This is a genomic window from Roseomonas sp. SRI_022 (assembly GCF_057586215.1).
Genome location: NZ_JBYCZL010000005.1, coordinates 169,497 through 193,412 on the forward strand (window position 1 = coordinate 169,497; position 23,916 = coordinate 193,412).

General features: G+C 69.5%; 23 protein-coding genes and 1 tRNA gene. 13 read left to right on the forward strand and 11 right to left on the reverse strand.

What is annotated here, in order from left to right; translation table 11 throughout:
- Positions 1-45 precede the first annotated feature (45 nt).
- The 3 genes from rnr to dprA all read right to left on the reverse strand — a co-directional run bounded on the left by rnr (position 46) and on the right by dprA (position 6,296).
- Complete coding sequence (gene rnr / locus AC2YHJ_RS06940; RefSeq protein WP_487394906.1) at positions 46-2,391, reverse strand: ribonuclease R; 2,346 nt, start codon at positions 2,389-2,391, stop codon at positions 46-48.
- A gap of 74 nt (positions 2,392-2,465) precedes the next feature.
- Positions 2,466-5,177, reverse strand: a complete 2,712-nt coding sequence (gene topA, locus AC2YHJ_RS06945; protein WP_487394908.1) for a type I DNA topoisomerase — start codon at positions 5,175-5,177, stop codon at positions 2,466-2,468.
- 15 nt (positions 5,178-5,192) lie between these two features.
- A complete protein-coding gene (dprA, locus tag AC2YHJ_RS06950; protein WP_487394909.1) occupies positions 5,193-6,296 on the reverse strand; it encodes a DNA-processing protein DprA in 1,104 nt (367 codons plus the stop codon).
- 217 nt (positions 6,297-6,513) lie between these two features.
- Between dprA and AC2YHJ_RS06955 the strand changes: the two genes are divergently transcribed.
- Positions 6,514-7,821: a tetratricopeptide repeat protein gene (locus AC2YHJ_RS06955; protein WP_487394910.1), complete on the forward strand. Its 1,308-nt coding sequence runs from the start codon at positions 6,514-6,516 to the stop codon at positions 7,819-7,821.
- Positions 7,822-8,050: 229 nt separating this feature from the next.
- A complete protein-coding gene (locus AC2YHJ_RS06960; protein WP_487394911.1) occupies positions 8,051-8,806 on the forward strand; it encodes a hypothetical protein in 756 nt (251 codons plus the stop codon).
- Between the two features lie 23 nt (positions 8,807-8,829).
- Here AC2YHJ_RS06960 and AC2YHJ_RS06965 read toward each other — a convergent pair whose 3' ends face one another.
- The 4 genes from AC2YHJ_RS06965 to AC2YHJ_RS06980 all read right to left on the reverse strand — a co-directional run bounded on the left by AC2YHJ_RS06965 (position 8,830) and on the right by AC2YHJ_RS06980 (position 11,548).
- Complete coding sequence (locus tag AC2YHJ_RS06965; protein ID WP_487394913.1) at positions 8,830-9,171, reverse strand: type II toxin-antitoxin system RelE/ParE family toxin; 342 nt, start codon at positions 9,169-9,171, stop codon at positions 8,830-8,832.
- Entirely contained in the window at positions 9,168-9,395 is a 228-nt protein-coding gene (locus AC2YHJ_RS06970) for a type II toxin-antitoxin system ParD family antitoxin (RefSeq protein WP_487394914.1), read from the reverse strand. Before AC2YHJ_RS06970 ends, AC2YHJ_RS06965 begins: the two co-directional genes overlap by 4 nt.
- 282 nt (positions 9,396-9,677) lie before the next feature.
- Complete coding sequence (gene plsY / locus AC2YHJ_RS06975; protein WP_487394915.1) at positions 9,678-10,274, reverse strand: glycerol-3-phosphate 1-O-acyltransferase PlsY; 597 nt, start codon at positions 10,272-10,274, stop codon at positions 9,678-9,680.
- Entirely contained in the window at positions 10,271-11,548 is a 1,278-nt protein-coding gene (locus AC2YHJ_RS06980; protein WP_487394916.1) for a dihydroorotase, read from the reverse strand. The genes plsY and AC2YHJ_RS06980 overlap by 4 nt, the downstream gene beginning before the upstream one ends.
- A gap of 104 nt (positions 11,549-11,652) precedes the next feature.
- On the opposite strand from AC2YHJ_RS06980, the gene AC2YHJ_RS06985 reads away from it, so the two are divergent.
- Positions 11,653-12,204, forward strand: a complete 552-nt coding sequence (locus tag AC2YHJ_RS06985) for a cytochrome b (protein ID WP_487394917.1) — start codon at positions 11,653-11,655, stop codon at positions 12,202-12,204.
- A 240-nt stretch (positions 12,205-12,444) separates the two neighbouring features.
- Positions 12,445-13,416 carry a Bug family tripartite tricarboxylate transporter substrate binding protein gene (locus AC2YHJ_RS06990; RefSeq protein WP_487395002.1) on the forward strand — a complete coding sequence of 324 codons (972 nt, stop codon included), beginning with the start codon at positions 12,445-12,447 and terminating at the stop codon, positions 13,414-13,416.
- A gap of 6 nt (positions 13,417-13,422) precedes the next feature.
- On the opposite strand, the gene AC2YHJ_RS06995 is transcribed toward AC2YHJ_RS06990, so the two are convergent.
- A complete protein-coding gene (locus tag AC2YHJ_RS06995) occupies positions 13,423-13,866 on the reverse strand; it encodes a GNAT family N-acetyltransferase (protein WP_487394918.1) in 444 nt (147 codons plus the stop codon).
- On the reverse strand, positions 13,866-14,801 hold the full coding sequence (locus AC2YHJ_RS07000; RefSeq protein ID WP_487394920.1) for an aspartate carbamoyltransferase catalytic subunit: 936 nt from the start codon (positions 14,799-14,801) through the stop codon (positions 13,866-13,868). The genes AC2YHJ_RS06995 and AC2YHJ_RS07000 overlap by 1 nt, the downstream gene beginning before the upstream one ends.
- A gap of 211 nt (positions 14,802-15,012) precedes the next feature.
- On the opposite strand from AC2YHJ_RS07000, the gene AC2YHJ_RS07005 reads away from it, so the two are divergent.
- From AC2YHJ_RS07005 to AC2YHJ_RS07015, 3 genes are read left to right on the forward strand one after another with little or no spacing between them, the layout of a single operon-like run.
- Positions 15,013-15,849 carry a M15 family metallopeptidase gene (locus AC2YHJ_RS07005; RefSeq protein WP_487394922.1) on the forward strand — a complete coding sequence of 279 codons (837 nt, stop codon included), beginning with the start codon at positions 15,013-15,015 and terminating at the stop codon, positions 15,847-15,849.
- Positions 15,846-16,718, forward strand: coding sequence for a hypothetical protein (locus AC2YHJ_RS07010; protein WP_487394923.1), 873 nt, complete (start codon positions 15,846-15,848; stop codon positions 16,716-16,718). The genes AC2YHJ_RS07005 and AC2YHJ_RS07010 overlap by 4 nt, the downstream gene beginning before the upstream one ends.
- 22 nt (positions 16,719-16,740) lie before the next feature.
- Complete coding sequence (locus AC2YHJ_RS07015; protein WP_487394925.1) at positions 16,741-17,484, forward strand: lysozyme; 744 nt, start codon at positions 16,741-16,743, stop codon at positions 17,482-17,484.
- Positions 17,485-17,495: 11 nt separating this feature from the next.
- On the opposite strand, the gene AC2YHJ_RS07020 is transcribed toward AC2YHJ_RS07015, so the two are convergent.
- Together AC2YHJ_RS07020 and ruvX are read right to left on the reverse strand one after the other, a co-directional pair.
- Positions 17,496-17,972: a hypothetical protein gene (locus AC2YHJ_RS07020; protein WP_487394927.1), complete on the reverse strand. Its 477-nt coding sequence runs from the start codon at positions 17,970-17,972 to the stop codon at positions 17,496-17,498.
- 61 nt (positions 17,973-18,033) lie between these two features.
- Positions 18,034-18,498 carry a Holliday junction resolvase RuvX gene (gene ruvX / locus AC2YHJ_RS07025; RefSeq protein WP_487394928.1) on the reverse strand — a complete coding sequence of 155 codons (465 nt, stop codon included), beginning with the start codon at positions 18,496-18,498 and terminating at the stop codon, positions 18,034-18,036.
- A 44-nt stretch (positions 18,499-18,542) separates the two neighbouring features.
- Between ruvX and gatC the strand changes: the two genes are divergently transcribed.
- The 6 genes from gatC to AC2YHJ_RS07055 all read left to right on the forward strand — a co-directional run bounded on the left by gatC (position 18,543) and on the right by AC2YHJ_RS07055 (position 23,854).
- The gene (gene gatC, locus AC2YHJ_RS07030) at positions 18,543-18,839 is read left to right on the forward strand and encodes an Asp-tRNA(Asn)/Glu-tRNA(Gln) amidotransferase subunit GatC (RefSeq protein ID WP_487394930.1); all 297 of its coding nucleotides are present in this window, start codon (positions 18,543-18,545) and stop codon (positions 18,837-18,839) included.
- Complete coding sequence (gene gatA / locus AC2YHJ_RS07035; protein ID WP_487394931.1) at positions 18,839-20,326, forward strand: Asp-tRNA(Asn)/Glu-tRNA(Gln) amidotransferase subunit GatA; 1,488 nt, start codon at positions 18,839-18,841, stop codon at positions 20,324-20,326. The genes gatC and gatA overlap by 1 nt, the downstream gene beginning before the upstream one ends.
- Positions 20,323-21,774 (forward strand): Asp-tRNA(Asn)/Glu-tRNA(Gln) amidotransferase subunit GatB, encoded by a 1,452-nt coding sequence (gene gatB / locus AC2YHJ_RS07040; protein WP_487394932.1) that lies wholly within the window; start codon positions 20,323-20,325, stop codon positions 21,772-21,774. The genes gatA and gatB overlap by 4 nt, the downstream gene beginning before the upstream one ends.
- 66 nt (positions 21,775-21,840) lie before the next feature.
- Positions 21,841-22,956, forward strand: a complete 1,116-nt coding sequence (locus tag AC2YHJ_RS07045) for an AI-2E family transporter (protein WP_487394934.1) — start codon at positions 21,841-21,843, stop codon at positions 22,954-22,956.
- Positions 22,957-23,036: 80 nt separating this feature from the next.
- Positions 23,037-23,669 (forward strand): glutathione S-transferase family protein, encoded by a 633-nt coding sequence (locus AC2YHJ_RS07050; RefSeq protein ID WP_487394935.1) that lies wholly within the window; start codon positions 23,037-23,039, stop codon positions 23,667-23,669.
- Positions 23,670-23,761: 92 nt separating this feature from the next.
- Positions 23,762-23,854, forward strand: a tRNA-Ser gene (locus tag AC2YHJ_RS07055).
- Positions 23,855-23,916 lie beyond the last annotated feature (62 nt).

The window sequence follows — 23,916 nt, forward strand, 5'->3', positions numbered from 1 at the left end:
CCTGCGCCGCGACGATGCCCGGCAGCAGGATCAGCAGCAGCAGGATCAGCGGCGACGGGCGCGCTGCTGGCCTTTTGGGGCGGGGCGGGACCGGCCGCGCTCGGGCAGTCCTTGCATCAGGTGGAACACCATGCCGCCCGTGCGCGGACTCGCTTCCGCCAAGCGGGCCTCCACGGCATCGCCCAGCCGGAAGGTCATTCTCGTCCTGCGACCGGCCAGCGTCTGCGTGGCCTCGTCCAAGTCCCATCGGTCGTCCGGCAGTGATCCGAGCGGGACAATTCCGCTTGCCCCGTTCTCCTCCAGCGTGACGAAGAGGCCGAAGCGAGTCACCCCGGAAATTCGTGCCTCGAACGACTCTCCGACTCGCTGTGCCATATAGGCCGCGAGATAGCGGTCCACGGCATCGCGTTCGGCCGCGGCGGCGCGGCGTTCGGTCGATGTGATGTGCTCGGCGGTGTCGGGGAATCGCGCGGCCTCGGCCTCGTCGATGCCGTCCTTGCCGAGTTTCAGCCCGCGGATCAGCGCGCGATGCACCAGCAGGTCGGCATAGCGGCGGATCGGCGAGGTGAAATGCGCATAGCGCGGCAGGGCCAGGCCGAAATGGCCGAGATTGTCGGGCGAATAGGCGGCCTGGGACTGGCCGCGCAGCACGGCCTCATTCACCAGCCGTTCCTCGGGCGTGCCGCGCACCTTGTCGAGCACGCGGGCGAAGTCGCGCGGGTGCAGCCGGTCGGATTGTGGAAGCGAAATGTCGAAGGTCGCGAGGAACTGCCGCAGCCCTTCCATCTTCTGGTCCGAGGGCCGGTCATGGACGCGGTACATGCAGGGCTGAACCAGGCGTTCCAGCTCCTCCGCCGCGCAGACATTGGCGGCGACCATGAATTCCTCGATCAGCCGATGCGCGTCGAGCCGCGCGCGCGGGACCACCGCCGCGACCTGGCCCTTCGCATCCAGCAGGACGCGGCGTTCCGGCACGTCGAGGTCGAGCGTGCCGCGCTTCTCCCGCGCCGCCAGCAGCGCGCGGAAGGCGCCGTACAGCCGCGCGATGTGGCCCTGGGGTAGGGCGGCCGGATCGGTGCCGGCATCGGCGGCCTGCTGGACCTGCTCATAGGTCAGCCGCGCGGCGGATCGCATGATGCCGCGACCGAAGGCGTGGGCGTGCTTGCGGCCTTCCGCGTCGAACCGCATCTCGACATAGAGGCAGCCGCGTTCCTCGGCTGGGCGCAGGCTGCACCAGCCATTGGACAGGGCCTCGGGCAGCATCGGCACGACGCGGTCGGGGAAATAGACGGAGTTGCCGCGCGCCCAGGCCTCGCGGTCGAGCGGGCTGCCGGTGGTGACGTAATGCGCGACGTCGGCGATGGCGACCAGCACGCGCCAGCCGGTCCCGTCCGGTTCGGCGAAGACGGCATCGTCGAAGTCGCGCGCGTCCTCCCCGTCGATCGTCACCAGCGGGATGTCGCGAAGGTCGGTGCGGCCGCGCGCCGTCACGCCATGCGCCTTCTCGGCCTGCTGCACGGCTTCGGCCGGGAAGACGTCCGGGATGCCATGGGCGTGGATGCAGACCAGGGAGACCGAGCGCGGTTCTCCCATCACGCCCAGGCGTTCGATGATCCGGGCCGGCTTGGGGCCGAAATGCCGCGCCGAAGGCAGGGGTTCTGCGAGGACGATCTCGCCCGGCTTCGCGCCGTTCTCCTCGCCGCGTGGGACGTCCCAGATGCCCTTCTGGCGGCGGTCGGTGGGGATGATCCGGCCTTCCTCGAAGACGCCGAGGATGCGCGCGGGTGCCGTGCCGGCGATCCGCTTGAAGGTGCGCCCTTCATACTTGCCCGGCCCGATCGGCTTCAGCCGCGCCAGCACCCGTTCGCCGGCGGTCAGCGCGGGCTGCCCCTTCGGTTCGAGACGCATGTAGATGACCGGCGGGCGGCCTTCGCCCTGCCAGCCGACCGGCCGGGCGATGGGGTCGCCATCGGGGTCGGTGCCGATGATCTCGACCGGGGCCATCTCCGGCAGGCGGGATGGCGCGATGACGGCGCGCTTGCCGGCCGGGGCGCTGCCGCCCTCCGCGGCGATTTCGCGCATCAGCATCCGCAGCGCCTGGCGCTGGTCGGCCGTCAGGCCGAAGGCGCGGGCGATGGTGGATTTGGTCACCCGCCCGCCGGCCTCGGCGAGGAATTGTCGCAGCGCGGCCTTGGAGGGCAGGGGTTGCGGTTCGTCCGGCCGCGCAGCGGCACGGCGGCGCGAACTCGCCTGCGGTCCGGCAGCAGCGGTGGCCGTCGCGCGATGCGGCCGGGGCGGCTCCGCGGCCGGGCGGGGCGCGGCATCCGGCGCGTCGCCGCGCGGCGGCCGTGTGGTCTCGGCCTTGGATGCCCTCGTGGTTCGGGGCGACACCTTGCCGCCCCCGACGGTCTTTCCCGTGCGGGCGCGCGCCTTGTGCCCCTTGGGCGGCGGCCCGCGCCGGACCATCAGCGGGTGGTCTTGCCGGGGCGCGGGGCGGGCTTGGCCTTTGCCTTGGCCGGAGCCTTCTTCGCCGCGGGCTTGGCCGCTGCCTTGCGAACCGGGGCCTTGGCCGTGGGTGCCTTGCGGGCGGCCGGCGCGGCACCCTCGGCCTTCTTCGCCGCCTTGGGCGCGGCGGCCTTGCGCCCGGCCGCGCCGCGCGGCTTCAGCGCCTTGCCCTTCTCCTCGAGCAGCGCGATCGCGTCTTCGAGGCTCATATCCTCCATCGCGACATCACGCGGCAGGTTGGCGACCGTCTTGCCGTGCTGCGCATAAGGCCCGAACCGCCCCTTACGCACTACCACCGGCTCGCGGTCCTTGGGATGGACGCCGAGTTCGCGCACCCGCGACCGCGCATCGGCAAGGAGCACCAGCGCCCGGTTCATCCCAACCGTCAGCACGTCGTCGTCCTTGTCGAGCGACTTGAACACCGACCCGCAGCGGACATAGGGGCCGAAGCGCCCGAGGCCGGCGGTGATCTCCTCCCCGGTCTCGGGATCGGCGCCCACCACGCGCGGCAGGGACAGCAGCCCGAGCGCCTGATCCAATGTCACATTGTCGGGCGATACGCCGTTGGGAAGACTTGTCCTTTTCGGCTTGATCGGCTTGCCCTTGGCATCCGTCCCGGGCTCGCCGAGCTGGATATAGAAGCCATAGGGCCCGCGCTTCATCGTGACCTTCTCACCGGTCACGGGATCCTCGCCAAGTTCCTGTTCCGCCGGCGCGCCGCCTTCGCCGCCACCGTCATCCACGCCGAAGGGGCGGGTGTAGCGGCATTCCGGGTAGTTGGAGCAGCCGATGAAGGCCCCGGTCCGGCCAAGCCGCAGCCCAAGCCGCCCGTTGCCGCAGGTCGGGCAGAGCCGCGGATCGGACCCGTCCGCCCGCGCCGGGAAGATGTGTGGGCCGAGGTCCTCGTCCAGCGCATCGATCACGTCACGGATCTTGAGGTCGCGCGTCGCCTCCACCGCGGCCGAGAACTCGGTCCAGAAGGCGCGCATCACCGCGCGCCAATCCACCTGGCCGGCGGAGATCTCGTCGAGCTTCTCCTCCATCGCCGAGGTGAAGCCCGTATCCACATATTTTTCAAAGAAACGGACGAGGAAGGTCGTGACCATCCGCCCGAGATCCTGCGCGACGAAGCGCCGCTTTTCGAGCGTCACGTACTTCAAGTCCTGCAGCCGCTGCAGGATCGAGGCATAGGTCGAAGGCCGCCCGATGCCGAGTTCCTCCAACCGTTTCACCAGCGATGCCTCGGAATAACGCGGCGGTGGCTGGGTGAAGTGCTGGCTGGCCGTGACCTCGCCGCGCTTGAGCGGATCACGCTCGGCCATTGGAGGCAGGATGCGGCTGTCCTCGTCCTCGGTCGGTTCGGCGGGCTTGATGCCGGCGCGCAGATCGGCCGCGCGGTCGTCTTCATCCTCGCGATACAGCTTCAGGAAGCCGTCGAAGGCCACGACGGAACCTGTTGCACGGAAATGGATCTTCCCATCGGCGGAGGCGATATCCACCGCCGTCTGGTCCAGCTCCGCCGCGGACATCTGCGACGCCACGGCACGCTTCCAGATCAGCTCGTAGAGTCGTGCCTGGGCGCCATCCAGCTCACGCCCCATCACCTCCGGGGACCGGCTCACATCGGTCGGGCGGATCGCCTCATGCGCTTCCTGGGCGTTCTTCGCCTTGGTCTGGTAGTCGCGCGGCGTGACCGGCAGGTAGTCGGGGCCGAACTCGTCCTTCACGTGGTCGCGGATGGCGGCGATCGCCTCCCGCGCCATGGAGACGCCGTCGGTCCGCATATAGGTGATGTGCCCGGCCTCGTAGAGCTGCTGGGCCGTGCGCATCGCCTGCTGCGCGCCCATGCCGAGCTTGCGCGACGCCTCCATCTGCAGGGTCGAGGTCATGAAGGGCGGCGGCGGGTTGCGCCGCGTCCGCTTCTTCTCGACCGAGGCGACGGCATAGGTCGCGGCTTCCGCCAGCCCCTTCGCCCGGTTCGCCGAACCGGCCTCATTCAGGTCGAACTGGTCGAGCTTCTTCCCGTCCAGATGCGTCATCCGCGCCGTGAAGGGCGCGCCGGCCGGCGTCTGGAACTTCGCCTCGATGGTCCAGTATTCGCGGGCCTTGAAGGCCTCAATCTCGGCCTCACGATCGGAGATCAGGCGCAGCGCAACCGACTGCACGCGGCCCGCCGAACGCGACCCCGGCAGCTTGCGCCACAGCAGCGGCGACAGCGTGTAGCCCACCAGATAGTCCAGCGCCCGCCGCGCCAGATACGCATCGATCAGCGGCACGTCGAGGTCGCGCGGATGCGCCACCGCATGCTGCACGGCGCGCTTGGTGATCTCGTTGAAGGTGATGCGCTGCACGTCCTTGCCGCGCAGCGCCCCGCGGCTGCCCAGCATGTCCTTCACATGCCAGGAGATCGCCTCGCCTTCCCGATCCGGGTCGGTGGCGAGATACAGCCGCTTCGCCCCCTTCAGCGCCTGGGCGATCTTGCCGACCTGCGCCTCGCCGCGCCCGTCCTTGCCCCAGACCATCGCGAAATCCTGGTCCGGCAGGACGGCGCCGTCCTTCTCCTCCAGGTCGCGGACATGCCCGAAGGACGCCAGCACCGTGAAGTCACGACCGAGATACTTCTCGATCGTCTTGGCCTTGGCCGGCGATTCCACCACGACAACATCAGACATTTCGGTCGGATTCACCTAAACTGCGCTGCGCATGACGCGATGGCCTGGCAGCAGTTCTACCAGACCTTCCAACTCCAGATCCGTGAGCACGGCCTGAAGTTCCGGGGGGGTCAGGTGGCAGCGGCGAAGCACCTCGTCAACCGATACCGGTGACAATCCAATCAATTCAATGATTTCCTGCGCCCCTTCCGGGGGCGGTCCAAGGCCGTCGGCCGCGTCTTCCGCGGTTTCCGGCCCCGCGGTGGCCATCCGCGCGGGGTCGAACAGCGGTCCGGCGCGCGGCGCCCCCGGCAGGTGGTCCAGCACGTCATCGGCGTTTTCCACCAGATGCGCGCCCTGGCGGATCAGGTCGTTCGACCCCCGGCAGCGCGGGTCGAGCGGCGAACCCGGCACCGCGAAGACCTCCCGCCCATGTTCCAGGCCGAGACGGGCGGTGATCAGCGTGCCGGAGCGGTGCGCCGCCTCCACCACCACCACGCCGAGCGACAACCCCGCGACGATCCGGTTCCGCTTCGGGAAATGTCGGTTCTGCGGCGCCGTGCCGAGCGGGCTTTCCGCCACCACGGCTCCGCGCTCGGCGATCCACGCCACCAGTGCGGCGTTCTCCGGCGGATAGGGCACGTCGATCCCGCCGGGCAGCACCGCCACGGTCCCGCCCGACCGCAGGGCACCTTCATGCGCTGCGGTATCGATGCCGCGCGCCAGGCCGGAGACGACGCTCAGCCCCTTTCCGGCAAGGGACTCCGCCAGTTCCTCCGCGACACGCCGCCCGGCCGACGACGCATTGCGCGCACCGACGATCGCCACCGCCGGGGCCGCCAGCAGCGAGGCATCGCCCAGCACCGCCAGCACCGGCGGCGCATCCGGCAGCAGCGCCAGCAGCGGCGGGTAGAGCGGGTCATCCAGGAAGACGAAGCGACCGCCACGCTTCGCCAGCACGGCGGTCTCCCGCCGCGCCTCGGCCTCTGAAGGCGGTTCATATGGCGCGGCACGCCTGGCCGACAGCGCCGGCAGCGCGGCAAGCGCGGTATCCGGGTCGCCATGGCGGGCCAGCAGTCGACGGAAAGTGAGGGGACCGATGCCGTCCGTGCGGGCCAGGCGGAGACGGGCGAGGGTCACCGGGGGCGCCGCCCCCGGACCCCCGCCGGGGTAACAGTGTTACCCCGGACCCCGCCGGGTTTGGGGACGATGAAAAGGGTGAGGCGAGGGATCAGAATCACGCGAAAATCATATCATAAAAATCAATCCATGGGCGATATCCGCAGATCCGCTCGGGTTGCCATGTCGCGCCGCGGCCGCGCTAACTTCCGCAGGCGCCACGCCGCGAGGAAGCACCATGCTGACGGATCGCTACGACCTGCCCGTGTCCACGGCCTCCGTCGCCGCACGCGATGCCTATGTGCGCGGCCTCGACATGCTGCTGATGCTGCATGCCGGCGTGCTCGACGCTTTCGACGAAGCCGTCGCCGCCGATCCCGGCTTCGCCCTGGCCCACGCCGCCCGCGCCCAGGTCCTGCTGATGTTCGCCGACATCCCCGGCGCCCGCGCCGCCCTTGCGCAGGCCGAGGCGCTCACACCCGGCGTCACCGCGCGCGAAGCCAGCCAGGTCGACTTCTTCCGCACCATGATGACGAGCCCGATCGCCACCACCATCGCCGCCCTCGAGGCGCATCTCGCGCAATGGCCGCGCGATGCCATCGTGCTGAACACCACGGCCAACCCGAACGGGCTGATCGGTTCCTCCGGCGAGGTCGGGCAAAAGGCGCGCCTCGCCGCGCTGATGACCGCGCTCGCCCCGCACTACGGCGCGGATTGGTGGTTCGATTCCAGCTACGCCATGGCGCTGTGCGAGAACGGCCAGCGCGACGCTGCGCGGCCGATCATCGCTCGGTCCTTTGACCGGCAGCCGGCCAGCGGCTGGATCGCCCATTCCCAGGCGCATCTGTTCTACGAGGACGGCGAGCCCGATGCCGCCCGCGCCTTCCTCGCCGAATGGCTGAAGACCTATCCCCGCGGCGGCATCCTCCACGGCCACCTGCACTGGCACCAGGCGCTCGGCGCGCTGGCCGACGGCGACCTGGACGGTGCCTGCCGGCTGTATCGCGAGGCCTTCTCGCTGGCCGGCCATAGCGGCCTGCCGCGCCAGAAGCTGCAGGACGCTGTCTCCTTCCTGTGGCGCGTCGAACTCGCCGGGGCGCCGCGCGATGAAGCGGCGTGGCGGGAGCTGCACGACTTTGCCGTCGGCACCTTCCCCCAGGCCAGCACGGCCTTCCCCGACCTGCATGTGGTGCTGGCGCAAAGTGTGGCCGGCGACGGGGCAGGGCTGGAGGCTCGCATCCGGCAGATCGAGGACATGGCGCGCGCGGGGCGATATCCCTCCGGGTCCGTGATCCCCGCGGCGTCACGCGCCTTCGCGGCGTTTCAGCGCGGGGATTTCTCCGCGGTGATCGACACTTTGGAACCGCTGCTGGCCGAGAGCGAACGCATCGGCGGCAGCCGGGCCCAGACGGATCTGGTGGAGTTCACGCTGCTGAAGGCGTGCGTGGAGGCCGGGCGCTTTGATGACCTGCGGCGAGTGGCGGGGGCGAGGCGGCCGGGGCCGGCGGGGATTCCGGTGGCGGGGGTTGCTGGTGCCAGGTTCTGAAGACCGGCATGTATTGGCACGGTCCGTTGGGGGCGCCGCCCCCAACACCCCCGCCGGGGTAACAGTGTTACCCCGGACCCCGCCGGGTTATGGCGAGGCGGCTCCGAGGGCATGTATTGTACCGGCGCGGGGTTCAGGGGTGTCTTCTATCGCAAGGTGGTGGACGCGGGCGGCCGGGCCATGAACACTGCGTCGCAGAATGGCGCAACAACCCACACCAAGCCGGACCATGGCCGCGCCTAGCCTGACCGCCGAGGGCTTTATGCATTGGCCGACCCATGACTGGGCCGCGAGCCTGTGCGTCCCGCTGGCCGACGGTACCTGGCTGGTCCAGGCACCGATCGCCGGCGGCGAGAAGCCGTTGCTCTATCTCCTGCGCGATGCCCCGATGAAGGACAGGTTCCTGTTCTGGGCAACCGGCCTCATCCGCCTGCGGATTGCGATGCGCGCGCTGATGTCCTCATTGGTGGTTATAGCACCCCTTATTATGACAGTCGGGCTGTTGCCCGACCTTTCACCGCCGCTGTGGCTATGGCTCTTGCTTGTCCTCCTCATGCTGCTGTGGCCGATCGCCCATTTCGTTTGGTACCAGCAATGCTTCGGATGGCTGGCGGACCACGCCGTCAAGCCGCCCGCGGGCTGGAAACAGCCCGATACGCTGGTCCGCAGTAGCGAAGAATGGGAAGCGCTGTACCTGTCCGGCGGTCTCCGCGCGGAGCGGACGGCGAGCCTGGCCGGTATGGGCGTCATGACAGTGCTCATCCTCCTGTCCCTGTCGAACTGGCTGACCGTCTGCCTCGGGATCGGCGTCCTCGATCCGCTGTTCATGGGCATGTCGGAGTGGGAACGGGCGTCGCGCGAAGCAGCCTGCGGCAATAGAGGCCTGGTCATCCTGTTCAATGCGGGGCTGCTGGGGTTCGTGGTGTTTTGCCATCTGCGGCTGACGCGAATGCGGCACGCGGGCAGGGCCGTACCGCTGCCGTAGAATGTGATGGCGCGGCGCACGCGTCAGCGCGGTGGCGCCTGGGTTTCCGCCCCGATGATCCATGCCGGAACATCCCGCTTCGCATGCAGCACGCGCCAGACATCGACGCGGTCACGCTCGGCCCGGTAAAAGACGAGATAGGGAAAGCGGCGGAGCGGCCAGGCGCACAACCCGTCCATACCCAGTTCGATGCCGATACGCGGTGAGCCGAGGCCGGGATGCGCGCCGATGCGTCGAAAGGCCGCCTGCATTGCGTCGATGAAGGCGAGTGCCACCGCCGCGCCGGCTTTGGCGAGGTAGTGGGCGACGGCGGCTTCGATATCCTGCTGCGCAGCGGCGCGTGGATGGACAGGCTTGGCGGTCACGCGGTTCGGGTGTGGACCGAATGGCGCAACGCATCGAACCAAGTTGCGTCAGCCACCGGTCCGGCGGGAGAGGCCGCCCCGGCGAGCAGCAGGGCGTGCAGGCGCTGGCGGTCCTGATCGCGCCGGATCAGTTCCCGCACATACTCGCTGCTGCTGCCGTAGCCGCGCTGCGCGACCTGTTCATCGACGAAGGCCTTGAGCGCGTCCGGCAGCGAGACGTTCATGGTGCTCATGCTCGGATCGTCCCCTCTTTGGCAAATTTTGGCAAGCGCCGCGCGCTTGCACGCCGCCTTGGTTCTCGATATGTTCTTATTGCTCTTTGACCATCGAATCCGTCTCCAATCCCTCCCTCCGCTGGCGGTGCGTGCCGGCGTGCCCAGCACCAGGTAACGGTTTCCAAAGGCCTCGGGCCTTTGGTGGGGTGGTTTGGAGGGGCAAAGCCCCTCCATTCAGCCCACGTGGAATTTGTCCAAAACCAACACGTCGCGCGCTTATGTATGCGCGGCCTATTTCTGCCCGATCTTCGGTTCCGTCCCGGCGATCAGCCGCCGGATGTTCCCTTCGTGCTTCCAGAAGATCAGCAGCCCGACCAGCAGCGCCAGCAGCGCGTGCTCGGCGTCCGAGAGGATCAGTGCCAGCACCGGCGCGGACGCCACCCCAATCAGCGTGGCGGCCGAGGACATCTTCGTCACCTCCGCCGCCACCAGCCACACCACCATGCAGGCGAGCCCGACCGGCCACATGGCGGCGAAGCACACTCCGAGTCCCGTCGCCCCGCCCTTGCCGCCCTTGAAGCCGAGCCAGACCGGCATGGTGTGGCCGAGCACGGCGGCCGTCCCGGCGACCAGATCCTGGTCGCCAAGGAACCACCGCGCCAGCAGCACCGCAGCCACGCCCTTGAGCGCGTCCAGCAGCAGCGTCGCCACGGCGAGGCCCTTGCGGCCCGTCCGCAGCACATTGGTCGCGCCGATATTGCCCGACCCGATCGCGCGAATGTCCCCAAGTCCTGCCGCGCGAGTGAGCAGCAGGCCGAAGGGGATGGACCCGATCAGGTAGCCGCCGACCAGCGCCAGCGCGAATGCGATGGACGGGTCGGTGATCATGCCCCGAACACCCGCCGCCCGGCCTTCCATGTCCCGAGCACGCGCCCTTCCAGCGCGCGCCCGTCGAAGGGCGAGTTCTGCGCCTTGCCAGGCAACTTCCCGGCCTCGACCTTCCAGCCGCGATCCGGATGGAACAGCACGAGGTCGGCCGGCGCGCCCTTGGCCAGCACGCCGCACGCCAGCCCAAGAAGCGCGGCAGGCCGGCAGGTCAGCAGCCCGAGCGCGGTCAGCATCGGCAGGTCGCCGCCATGCACGCGGGCCAGCGTCACGCCGAGCAGCGTGGCAAGGCCTGTCCCGCCCGCCGCCGCCTGGGCGAAGGGCAGGCGCTTGTCGTCGGCGTCATGCGGCTGGTGGTCCGACGCCACCGCGTCCAGCGTCCCGTCGGCCAGGGCAGCGACCACCGCCTGGCGGTCGGCCTCGGTCCGCAGCGGCGGTGACAGTTTCGCGTAGGTCCGGTAGTCGCCGATCGCTGTCTCGTTCAGGTCGAAATAGGGCGGCGCGGTATCGGCCGTGACCTGTAGTCCTTCCGCCTTGGCGCTGCGGATCAGCTCCAGCGCCGCGCCGGTGGAGACATGCGCGAAATGCACATGCCCCCCGGTGAGGCGCGCGAGCGTGATGTCGCGCGCGACCATCATCGCCTCGGCGGCCGGCGGGATGCCGGGCAGGCCGAGCCGCGTGGCGAGTTCGCCTTCCGTCGCGGCGCCGCCATTGGCCAGCGCCGGTTCCTCGGGGTGCTGAACGATGAAGGCGCCGAAGGCCCGCGCATAGGACAGCGCGAGGCGCATGGTCCGCGCCGACCCGATCGCCTTCGCGCCATCGGTGAAGGCGATCGCACCGGCTTCGCGCAGCAGGCCGAACTCCGCGAGTTCCTTGCCCGCGCAGCCCACCGTCGCGGCGCCGTAGGGCAGCAGCGTGATCGACCCACTCGCCTCGCCCCGGCGGACCATGAAGGACAGCAGCGCGGGATCGTCGAGCGCGGGGTCGGTGTCCGGCAGGACGCAGAGCGTCGTGATGCCGCCCGCCGCTGCCGCGGCCGCGGCGGAGGCGATGCTTTCGCGATGTTCGGCGCCGGGTTCGCCAAGATTGGCGCGCAGATCAACGAGCCCCGGTGCCAGGCAGGCGCCGGCGGCGTCCAGCACCTCGGCACCGTCCGGCGCCGTCAGGCCGGGGCCGAGATCGGCGATGGCGCCGTCCCGCACCAGCAGGGCGCCCGGGCCGTCGAGGCCGGTCGCGGGGTCGAGCAGTCGGGCACCGGTGATCAGCAGGTCGCGCATGGGTCCCGGTTATAGACGTGCCGCCGAGTCCTGCCACCGGGCGCCGCATCGTCATTGACAGTGCAGGGGCGAAACGCTGCCCTGGGGCCGATCGAGGGACGCCGATGCCGCTGCTGAACTCCGCCGAGGGCTATGGCAGCCTGACCAAGGCGCTGCATTGGCTGGTGGTGGCGCTGTTCGCCTTCCAGATCGTCTCGGCGCTGACCATGACGCGCCTCGGCGACGATGCCGCGACCGAACGCGACGCGCTGTACAACTGGCACAAGACGCTCGGCCTGGTCGCGCTGGGGGTCGCGGTGGTGCGGCTCTGGGCACGCAAGGCGGGCGAGTTGCCACCCTGGGCGCCGGGGCTGACGGCGCGGGACCAACGCATCGTCCATCACGCCGAGCGCGCGCTCTACACCGCGATGTTCGTCATGCCGGTCAGCGGCTTCGTCTATGTCATGGCCGGCGGCTACGGCGTGCAATTCGCCGGGGCCTTCGCCCTGCCCAACCCGATCGGCCGGTGGGACCTGCTGGCGGGCGTCGCCAAGGGCATCCACATCGTCGCGGCCATCCTGCTGGGCATGGCGCTGATGGGGCATCTCGGCGTGGTGCTGCGGCACACGCTGGTCCTGCGCAACGGGCTGATCCGGCGGATGCTGCCGGGCGGCTGAAGCCCATTGGGGACGCACCGCGCCCAGTTCGTCCGCGGCGGAACCGGGCATCGACCCCGCGGCGGCGGCGAGCGGCAGCGGCCGCCCGGTCTGCTGCACCCTCCTGGCAGGGCGAGGATGCGCTGGCCTGCCTTCGCCCGACCTCCTCGACCATGCGGCCGCCGACCTTGCCACCTGGCCGGCCGATGTCGTCCGATCGCGATCCGCCCCACGCCCAGGCGAACCATGAAAGGCCACGTGATGCGCCGCCGCAGCCTGCCTGCTCTGTCCGCTGCCCTGTTCGCCGGGCCTGCACTTGCGCAGGGTACTTGGCCGAACCGGCCCGTGCGCATCGTCGTGCCCTTCGCGCCGGGCGGCAGCACCGATGTCTCGACGCGGCTTCTCGTGCCGCGCATGCAGCAGGCTCTCGGCCAGCCGGTGGTGGTCGAGAATCGTGGCGGCGCGGGCGGCACGCTGGGATCGGATGCGGTCGCCAAGGCGGCGCCGGATGGCTCGGCGTTCCTAATGGGGACCATATCGACCCATGTGCTCGCGGTGGGGCTCTACGGTGCGCGCCTGCCCTATGATCCCGAGCGCGATTTCGTCGCCGTGGCGCCGACCGTGCTGGTGCCCATCTGCATCACGGTGCATCCGTCCCTCGGCGTGAACGACCTCGCCGGGCTGACGGCGCTGCTGAAGGCGAACCCCAACCGGTATGCCTACGGCACAGGCGGGGCGGGCGGGTCCGCGCATATCGGGGCGGTCGCCTTCCTCAACGCCATCGGCGCGGAGGCGACGCATGTGCCTTATCGCGGCAGCGGGCCGATGCTGACCGACATGCTGGCCGGCCAGGTCGCGATGTGCTTCGACACGCCGGCGCTGATCGCGCCGCACCACGCGGCGGGACGGTTGCGCTGCCTTGCGGTCGCGACGCAGGCGCGCTCCCAGCTGATGCCCGATGTACCGACCAGCGCGGAGGCGGGGCTGCCGGGTTACCGCGCCTATTCCTGGTTCGGGCTGTTCGCGCCCGCCGGGACGCCGGCGCCCATCGTGGCGCGGATGAACCAGGTGGTGCGGGAGGCGCTGCTCGACCCCGCCAACCGGCAGCGGCTTATCGAACAGGACCTGCCGCCGATCGCGGAGGGCAGCCCGGCGGAATTCGCCGACTTCCTACGGCGCGAACTCGCGACCTGGGTGCCGCTGGTGCGGGCGAGCGGGGCTACGGCCGATTGACCGGTATCAGACCGGCTTCTCGAAGAAGACCCGGCGGTGCCCGGATTGCTCGGCGCGATGCGTCTCGATGAAACCGAGGCGCGGATACATGGCGAGGTTCTCGACCATCATCTCGTTCGTGTAGAGCGTGACCATGGGATGACCGCGGCGGCGTGCCTCGGCCTTGGCGAAGGCGATCAGCGCCTTGCCGATGCCCTGGCCCTGCGCGGCCTGGGCGATGGCGATGTTGTCGAGCAGCAGCGAACCCGGTTGATCCTCGAGAACCAGGACGCCGAGCAACAGGCTATCGCGCTCGATGACCCAGGCCTGTCCGGCCGCGATGCGCGCTGCGTAATCGTCTGTCATCGGAGCCGGTTCGCGGCCGATGCGCGCGACGTATTTCGCATAGGCGCCGCGCACCAAGTCACGCACCGCGTCGGCCTCCTCCGGCCGGGCGAGGCGCGGTTGCATCAGCGGTTGCGGGGTAGCCGCCGTGCGAGGATGTCGAGCACGGCCATGCGGCAGGCCACCCCCATCTCTACCTGCTCCCCGATCACCGAACGTGTCGGGTGGTCGGCGATGGCGCTGTCGATCTCCACGCCCCGGTTCATCGGGCCCGGATGCATCACGATGGAATCCGGCTTTGCGACCGCCAGCTTCTCCGCATCCAGCCCGTAGAAGCGGAAGAACTCGCGCGCCGAAGGCACCAGGCCGCCCGACATGCGCTCGCGCTGCAGGCGCAGCATCATCACCACGTCCGCGTCCTTCAGCCCGGCCTTCATGTCGGTGAAGACCTCAACGCCGAGCCGCGCCGCATCGGCGGGGATCAGCGTCGGCGGGCCGACGATGCGCACGCGGCTGCCCATTGTCGTCAGCAGGTGGATGTTGGACCGCGCGACGCGGGAATGGGCGATGTCGCCGCAGATCGCGACGATCAGCCCCTCCAGCCGTCCCTTGTGGCGGCGGATCGTCAGCGCATCGAGCAGCGCCTGGGTCGGGTGCTCATGCGTCCCGTCCCCGGCATTGATCACCGCGGCATCGACCTTCTGGGACAGCAGCGCCGGCGCGCCCGACTGCGCGTGGCGGATCACCAGCAGGTCGCACTGCATCGCGTTCAGCGTTGATGCCGTGTCGAGCAGCGTCTCGCCCTTGTTCACCGAGGACGTGCTGACGGACATGTTGATCACGTCCGCACCCAGCCGCTTGCCGGCCAGTTCGAAGCTGGTCCGCGTGCGCGTGCTGTCCTCGAAGAACAGGTTGATCAGCGTGCGGCCCTTGAGCAGGTCGCGCTGGGTTTTCCCGCTGCGGTTCAGCAGCGCGTAGGATTCGGCGAGGTCGAGCAGGTCCCCGATATGGGGGGGCTCGAGGCCCTCGATGGCGAGGAGGTGCTTGGACGGGTGCGACACGGCCGGACCTTAGGCCGCCCGTCCGGATTCGGCCAGCGCCCGGCCCTGTTCCGCCTACTCCGTGACAGGCGTCACGGTCTCGCGGAAACATTCCGCCTACGCTATGGTTGTCCAGAAGGCTTCGTTCGGCGGTTCCGCCAACGCACTGCACTTCGCCATGGCGACCGCCCCGTACCGGACCCCGCAGCAGCGGGCAGGAAGGGAGCGTCCCATGGCCGGCGAAATGACCCTGCTCCAGTTCCAGAAAGCGCTGAAGGCTGTCGGGGTCTTCGCCGGGGCGCTGGACGGTGCGCCATCCCAGGACCTGTTCGATGCAATCGACCGCCGGTTCGACCAGGAGGCTGTCGTGGGCAAACTGGTCGATGGCTGGCAGGGCTGGTCCGCCGCCCGCCGCAAGCTGGCCGTCGAGCAGGGCTTCATGCGCGATGCCGGCATCGAGACCGGCAAGATCGACGGTCTGGTCGGCCCGCAGACGATGTTCGCGCGGGAGGCCTTCCAGCATCTCGACGCGACCGGAAGCCCACTGTCGATCCCGGAACGCGACGTGACGCCGGCGCGGCCTGTCCCATCCGGCGCCGCGGCCAAGCGCTGGCCGCGTCAAGCGGAATGCGAGGCCTTCTACGGCCCCGTCGGTACCAGCCAGACCATGCTGCACTTGCCGTTCCAGATGCGGCTCGCCTGGGATACCTCCCAGCGGGTCAGCCGCTTCTCTTGCCATGAGAAGGTGCACGACGCCTTCCTCAAGGTCTTCCAGGACACGCTGTCGGAATACGGGGAGGCGCGGATCGAGGAACTGCGCCTCGACCTGTTCGGCGGCTGCCTGAACATCCGGAAGATGCGCGGCGGGACGCAAATGTCGATGCACAGCTGGGGCATCGCCGTCGACCTCGACCCGGAGCGCAACGCCCTGCGCATGTCGAAGCGGGAAGCCGCCTTCGCCCGGCCGGAATACGAGCCCTTCTGGCGGATCGTGGAGGGGCAGGGCCTGGTCAGCCTCGGCCGCGTGCGGGACTTCGACTGGATGCACTTCCAGGCCGCCCGGTTGTGACCAGGCACCCGGCAGCGCGCGCCGCCGCGGCCGGGTTGATGCTGGGCGGCTGCACCTTCTTCTCGGGCTCGCCCGAACCGATCCGCAACCTCGACGACGACCTCCGGGCCTTGCAGCCCATCTTCGCGCCCACCGAGGTGGTGAATTGCATCTCCGGCACCGTGGAGAGTGGCCCGAAGCTCTGCCGCGACCGCATCGTGCAGGCGCAGCTGCTCGCCACCGACCTGCGCTACCGCGATTTCGAGCGGCGCTTCCTCGCCACCGCGCGCGGTGGGCGGCTGCTGACTCAGCTCGGCGTGCTCGGACTGACCACGACAGCAGGTGCGGGTGGGCTCGCCGCCGGCACCGCGCAGGTGCTGAGCCTGATCGCCGGCGGGCTCACCGGATCGCTCGCCCTCGCCGAGCAGGAACTTCTGGCGGAGCGCACTGCGCTCGCGATCCAGTCGCAGATGCGCGCCGGGCGCGACCGCATCGCGCTGCGCATCCGCGAGGGCCTGGCGCGGCCGGCGGAGGAGTATCCGCTCGGCGTCGCGCTGACGGACCTCGAAGCCTATGCCTATGCCGGCACGCTGCCCGGCGGCATCGGCGCGCTGACGGAACAGGCCGCGACCGAGGCGCAGCGGGCGAGTGAGGCGCTGGTGCGCGGCGTCGGCGTCTCCTCGGCGGCGGCAGCCACGGCGTTGCAGCGCCACATCGCCGATCCCGCGCTGACCGCGCAGCAGCGCGTCGCCCGCCAGCAGGAGGTCGAGCGGATCGCCGCCGCGCTCGGCTTCGGGCGGGTGCTGGCCAGTTCTTTCGTGCGCGACACACGCCCGGAGGTGGCCGCGCAGCAGGCCGCCGTCGCCCGGCGGCTGGGCCTGGTGCCGTGACGGGAGCTTCGGAGGGAAGGCCATGACATTGCCGCTCAACGGGTCGCATTGCGGCCTGACCCGCAGCCAGCTCGAGGCGCTGCGCGCCGAGCTGACCGAACGCGCGCAGATCGAGCGCATCGGCATCCGCTTCCGGGACACCGAGGAGGATGGCGGGACGCTCTGCCTGAATTGGGTCTGGTCGGAGGCGCGGGTCGCGACGGCGGCCGAGCCCGCGGCGGCTGCGGATGATGGCTGGGACTTCTCGGTTCCCGACGCAGGCATGGCGGTGGTCAAGCGGATCGAGGGCTTCTCGGCCATCCCCTATGACGACAATGGCGAGCAGCCGGGCGGCACCTGGACGATCGGCTACGGGTCCATCGTCGATGCGACGGGCCGGCGGGTGACCAGCGCGACGCCGCCGATCACCGAGGAACAGGCCGTCGCGCTGCTGCGGCGGGACATGGCGGGCGCGGTCCGGTCGGTGCGCAACCGGGTGCGCGTGCCGCTACGGATGCATGAGGCGGCGGCGCTGATCTCCTGGACCTACAATCTCGGCGAGGGTTCGCTCGCCGGCTCGACCATGCTGCGCAAGATCAACGCCGGCGAGCCCCAGGCGGTGCCGGCCGAGATGCGGAAATGGATCCTGCAGGAAGGCCGCCCGTTGCTCGGCCTGTTGCGGCGCCGCTGGGCGGAGGCGGCGATCTTCCAGGGGATGGACGGCACCAAGGCCTGCGTGCGGGCCTGGCGCGAGATCGACAGCCTGGACGACTGGCCGGATTTCTGAGCTGCGCGACCTCAGGCGAGGCCGAGTGCAGTCCTGGCCCGTTGCGCCACGGCTTCCTGGTCCGACGCGACGGGGCCTTCGCGGATCAGCCTTTCGCGGCCATCGGTTGCGACCAGCGTGGTGCGGAAGGTGATGTCGCCTTCGCTGTCCTTCGCCTGACGGACCTCGATCGTGGCGATGCTGCCGGGCGGGTAACGTTCTTCCTCCCGCGACAGGAGGCTGCGTCGCGTGATGGTCACGCCGCCATCGATGCCGATGCGCAGCCGGGTCGTGGGCTCCCCGAAGATCTGAAGCGTCGCGGGCAGGCCGATCAGCCAGAACAGCGCGATCGCCCCGTGCTGGAGCCAGGCTGGCTGGGAGGGGTGCGGGCCGTCCCGATGCAGCACCCAGGTCATGAGCGCCAGGAAACCCATCCAGATCGCCATGAAGATCCAGCCGGCGACGGCGGGCCGGGTGGTGAACTCAACGGGCGCGCGCGGTTCCGTCATCGGTCCGGGTTGGTCGTTCCTGGTCCGGAGCATTCGGAGCCTCGCCCGGCGGCGTCAAGCCTCACGGCTTCGAGGCATCGAGTGCGGCCTGCAGCATGTAGGCCGCCGCGGCGCGGTCCACCGCCTCCGCCCGCTTGGCGCGGGTGAGGTCGGCCTCGGCCACCAGCATGCGGTTCACGGCGGCCGAGGAAAGCCGTTCGTCGAACAGCGCGCAGGGCAGGGCGGTGGCGTCCGAGACCGCCCGCGCCCAGTCCTTCGCCGCCTGTGCGGCCGGACCCATGGTCCCATCCATCGACAGCGGCAGGCCGACGACCAGGCCCGCGGCCCCTTCCTTCCGCGCAATGGCTGCGATCTCGGCCGCGTTGGCGGTAAGCTTGCCCCGCTTCAGCGTGCCATAGGGGCTGGCCAGCATCAGCGTCACATCCGTCAGCGCGACGCCGATCGTCTTGGTCCCGGGGTCGAGCCCGATCAGCCGCCCGTGGCGGGGCAGGGCGGCGCGGAGGTCCTTCAGGTTGATGATGGCCATGCCGGGGCTTATGGTCCGCGCCCCGTTCCCCTGGAAGAGAATTGATGTCCCTCGATACCGCCACCGTGCGGCGCGTCGCCGCCCTTGCCCGCATCCGCCTGGAGGAGGAGGAGGTCGCCCGTGTCCAGGGCGAGCTCAACGGCATCCTCGGCTGGATCGAGCAACTGCAGGCGGTGAACACCGATGGCGTGGAACCGATGTCCGGCGGCACGCCGGAAGGCATCGCGGCCATGCCGTTGCGCGACGACGTCGTGACCGACGGCGCCCAGGCGGCGAAGGTCCTGGCCAATGCGCCGGATCGCGAGGGCGAGTATTTCGGCGTGCCGAAGGTGGTCGAGTGATGCATCCCACGGATTTCACCATCGCCGGTGCCGTCGCGGCACTTGAGGAAGGCATCATCTCCGCCGAGGAGCTGACGCGCGCCCATGTCGCGGCGATCGAGGCGCTGAACCCGAAGATCAACGCGCTGATCACGGTCACGGCCGAGCATGCGGTCGAGGCCGCGAAGGCGTCCGACGCGAAGCGCGCGCGGGGCGAGGCCGGGCCGCTGGAGGGCATCCCGCTCGCCATCAAGGACCTGTTCTGCACCGAGGGCGTGCAGACCACGGCCGGGTCGAGGATCCTTGAGGGTTTCATCCCGCCCTATGAGAGCACGGTCACGACGCAGCTGAAGCGCGACGGCGCGGTGTTCCTGGGCAAGGCGAATCTCGATGAGTTCGCCATGGGCTCGTCGAACCTGACGAGTGCTTATGGCGGCGTGCTGAACCCGTGGAGCCGGCGCAACGATCCCGATGCGCGGCTGGTGCCGGGCGGGTCGTCGGGCGGCTCCGCGGCGGCCGTTGCGGCGCGGATGGTGCTGGGTGCGACGGGGACGGACACCGGCGGGTCGATCCGCCAGCCGGCGGCCTTCTGCGGCATCGCGGGCATCAAGCCGACCTATGGGCGGTGTTCGCGCTTCGGGATCGTGGCCTATGCGTCATCCCTGGACCAAGCGGGGCCGTTTGCCCGCACGGTCGAGGATTGCGCCATCCTGCTGCGGTCCATGGCCGGTTTCGATCCGCAGGATTCGACCAGCGCCGACAGGCCGGTGCCGGATTTCGCCGCTGCATGTGGGCGGTCGGTGAAGGGGCTGCGGATCGGCGTGCCGCGCGAATACCACATCGACGGCATGCCGGCCGAGATCGAGAAGCTGTGGCGCCAGGGCCTGGAGTGGCTGCGCGAGGCTGGCGCGGAGATCGTCGACATCTCCCTGCCGCATGCGGGCTACGCGCTGCCGACCTACTACATCGTGGCACCGGCCGAGGCGTCGTCGAACCTCGCGCGGTATGACGGGGTGCGGTTCGGGCTGCGGGCAGCGGAGAAGGATTCCGACCTGCGCGACCTGTATGAGCGCACCCGCGCCGCGGGCTTCGGACCGGAGGTGCGGCGGCGGATCATGATCGGCACCTATGTGCTGTCAGCCGGCTACTACGACGCCTACTACCTCAAGGCGCAGAAGGTGCGTGCGCTGATCGCGCGGGACTTCCGCGAGGCCTGGTCGAAGGTGGATGCGATCCTCGCACCCGCGACACCGTCCGCGGCGTTCGCCGAGGGCGAGGGCAGCGACGATCCGGTGCAGATGTACCTAAACGACGTGTTCACCGTGACGGCGAACCTCGCGGGGCTGCCAGGGCTGTCGGTGCCGGCGGGGCTCGATCCGCAGGGGCTTCCGCTGGGCTTGCAGGTGCTGGGGCGGCCGTTTGATGAGGAGACAGTGTTTGCGGTGGGTGCGGCGCTGGAACGCGCGGCGGATTTCAGATCCCTTCCGGGCATGAGGGCCGGGGCATGAGCTACACCATCGACGGCGAGACCGGCCCCTGGGAACTGGTCATCGGGTTGGAAGTCCACGCGCAGGTCGTTTCCAACGCCAAGCTGTTCAGCGGCGCCGCGACGGAATTCGGCGCCGAGCCCAACAGCCAGGTTTCCTTCATCGATGCCGGTTTCCCCGGCATGCTGCCGGTGATCAACCGAGAATGCGTGGCTCAGGCCGTGCGCACGGGCCTTGGGCTGAACGCGCAGGTCAATCTGTGGTCGCGCTTCGACCGCAAGAACTACTTCTATGCCGACCTGCCCCAGGGTTATCAGATCAGCCAGTTCGCGCATCCGATCATCGGCACCGGGCAGATCGACATCGAGTTGCAGGACGGTTCGACCAAGGCGATCGGCATAACGCGGCTGCATTTGGAACAGGATGCGGGCAAGTCGCTGCACGACCAGCACCCGACCAAGTCCTTCATCGACCTGAACCGGTCGGGCGTGGCGCTGATGGAGATCGTGTCGGAACCCGACATGCGCTCGCCCGAGGAAGCGGGTGCCTATCTAACGAAGCTGCGGCAGATCCTGCGCTACCTCGGCACCTGCGACGGCAACATGGAGGAAGGTTCCATGCGCGCCGACGTGAACGTGTCGGTGCGCAGGGCGGGCGAGGGGTATCGCACGCGCTGCGAGGTGAAGAACGTCAACTCCATCCGCTTCGTCATGCAGGCGGTGGAGGCGGAAGCGCGCCGCCAGATCGAGGTCTGGGAATCCGGCGGCACGGTCGATCAGGAAACGCGTCTGTTCGACACGGGTCGCGGCATCACGCGGTCCATGCGGTCGAAGGAGGATGCGCATGACTACCGCTACTTCCCCGACCCCGACCTGCCGCCGCTGGTGATCGAGCAGTCCTGGGTGGATGCGCTGAAGGCTGCGCTGCCGGAATTGCCGGATCAGCGCCGCGCGCGCTACGTCGCTGACTACGGCGTCACGCCCTATGACGCGCATGTCCTGACGCTCGAGAAGGAAACGGCCGCCTACTACGAAGCGGTGGCCAAGGGGCGCGATGCGAAGCAGGCGGCGAACTGGGTGATGGGCGACCTGTTCGCCGCGATCAACCGGACGAAGACCTCGATCGCCGAGCCACCGGTCTCCGCGGCGGATCTCGGCGCGTTGCTTGACCTGATGGCGGACAACACGCTGTCGGGGAAGCTCGCCAAGGAAGTCTTCGAGGTGATGGTCGAGACCGGCCGCGCCCCGGGGCTGATCGTCGAGGAACGCGGCCTGCGCCAGGTGACCGACACCGGCGCGATCGAGGCGGTGATCGACGGCGTGCTTGCCGCCAATGCCGACAAGGTCGCGGAGTACAAATCCGGCAAGGACAAGCTGTTCGGCTTCTTCGTCGGCCAGACCATGAAGGCCATGCAGGGCAAGGGGAATCCTGCCCTGGTCAATGACGTGCTGAAGAAGAAGCTCGCCTGAACGGCGCGCTTCCCCCGGCAAGCCCAGCCGTGCTTGGCTCCGCCCCGCGAACCGCGGGGGGCGGAGATGGAAACCGAGTCGCAGCAGGCGCCGCGCGCGGCATCCGAGGCACGCTATGCGGACACCGTGCTGCTCGCCGAACGGGCGGCGGTGCTGATCCTCCTCGCCCTGCTGATCTACGGCGTCGCCCGCGTGCTGGAACCCTTCGGCATGGCGATCGCCTTGGGCGGCTTCATCGCCATCGGTACCTGGCCGATGCGCGCGGCCATGGTGGCGCGTGGCGTGCGGCCCGGAATCGCGGCCACGATCATGCTGTTGGTGCTGCTCGTGCTGATCCTGCTGCCGGCGGCGCTGATGGCGCCCGGCCTCGCGGATGGCATCAGCCGCGTCACGGCCACGGCACGCGATGCCCTGGCGGACCTGTCCGAAACACCGCCCACCTGGGTGACCGGCCTGCCCTTCGTGGGTGAACGTGCGGGGCAGGGCTGGACGCGGCTGCACGCGCTGCGCGGGGATCTCAACACGCTGATCGCGCCCTATTCGGGGCAGATCGCACGGACGCTCGTCGATATCGGCCAGCAGGCGGCGGCAAGCCTGTTCCAGGTGCTGCTCGCGCTGATCGTCGCGACTACTTTCTGGATCAGCGGCGACCGGATGGCCGAGCAACTCCGGGAAGTGGCCGGGCGGCTTGGCGGGGATACCGGCGTGGCATCCGTCGATGCCGCCGGTGGGGCGGTGCGCGGCGTCGCCTGGGGCGTGGTCGGCACCGGCATCCTGCAAGCGGTGCTGATGGGCATCGGCCTGGCCATCGCCGGCGTGCCGGGGGCGGGGGTGCTCGGCTTCCTGACCATGATCTTTTCGATCAGCCAGGTGCTCGGCCCGTTGATCATCGTGACCTGGGTCGGCGCGGCGGTCTGGCTGTTCAACCAGGACCAGACAGGCTGGGCGATCTTCATGCTGGTCTGGGGCGTGCTGCCGGTGTCGGGCAGCGACAACATCGTGCGGCCGCTGCTGATCAAGCGCGGTAGCGCGATGCCACTCGGGCTCATCATCCTTGGCGTCTTTGGCGGGTTGATCGCCTTCGGCTTTCTCGGGCTGTTCATCGGGCCCGCGCTGCTGGCGGTGGCCCACGGGCTGTTGCAGGCCTGGCGGCAGGCGGGAACAGCGGCGCGCGCGACCTGACCACGCGCCCCCCCCCGCGGTGGACGGGTCGGGCGGGGCGTGCGAATCCTCGGACCAGGAACGGACGAGGACATGCGTTGATGGCCATCGAACTTTGGACCTGGAACACGCCGAACGGGCGCAAGATCAGCGTCGCACTTGAGGAGATGGGGCTGCCCTACACGGTGAAGACCGTGAACATCTCCAAGGACGAGCAGTTCAATCCTGAATTCCTCGCCTTCAGCCCGAACAACCGCATCCCGGCGATCAAGGATCCGGACGGGCCGGACGGAAAGCCGATCACGGTGTTCGAGAGCGGGGCGATCCTGCTTTATCTTGGTGAGAAGACCGGCAGGTTCCTGCCGAAATCCCTGCATGACCGGGTGCCGGTCTATGAATGGCTGATGTGGCAGATGGGCGGCTTCGGGCCGATGCCCGGCCAGGTGCATCACTTCCTGATGCAGCCCGAGGGGCCGGCGCGGGATTACGGCTTCAAGCGTTATCACAAGGAGACGGTGCGGCTTTACGGCGTGCTGGACCGGCAGTTGGCCGGGCGTGATTTCGTGGCGACGGCCGGCGAGCCGAGCGTGGCCGATTTCGCGATTCTCGGCTGGGCCTGGCGGCATGAGCGGCACCAGGTGGATCTCGCGACCGTGCCGAATGTGAAGCGCTGGTACGAGACGATGATGGCGCGACCCGGCACGAAGCGGGGCTTCGAGGTGGCGCTGTCCTAGGTCGGTGCGGCGGGCGGCGCGGAAGGTTTGACGGCCCGCGCCCCCGCCGGTAGAAGCGGCGCCTGCAACGCCGTGAGACTTTCCACTCCTGCGGAGGGGTGGCCGAGTGGCCGAAGGCGGCGGTTTGCTAAACCGTTATAGGATGTCAAGTCCTATCGTGGGTTCGAATCCCATCCCCTCCGCCAGTTCCCTGAAATCATTAGCAGAATTTCCCGCCTGACAGACTCAGGCGACGCGCTCTCGGGCT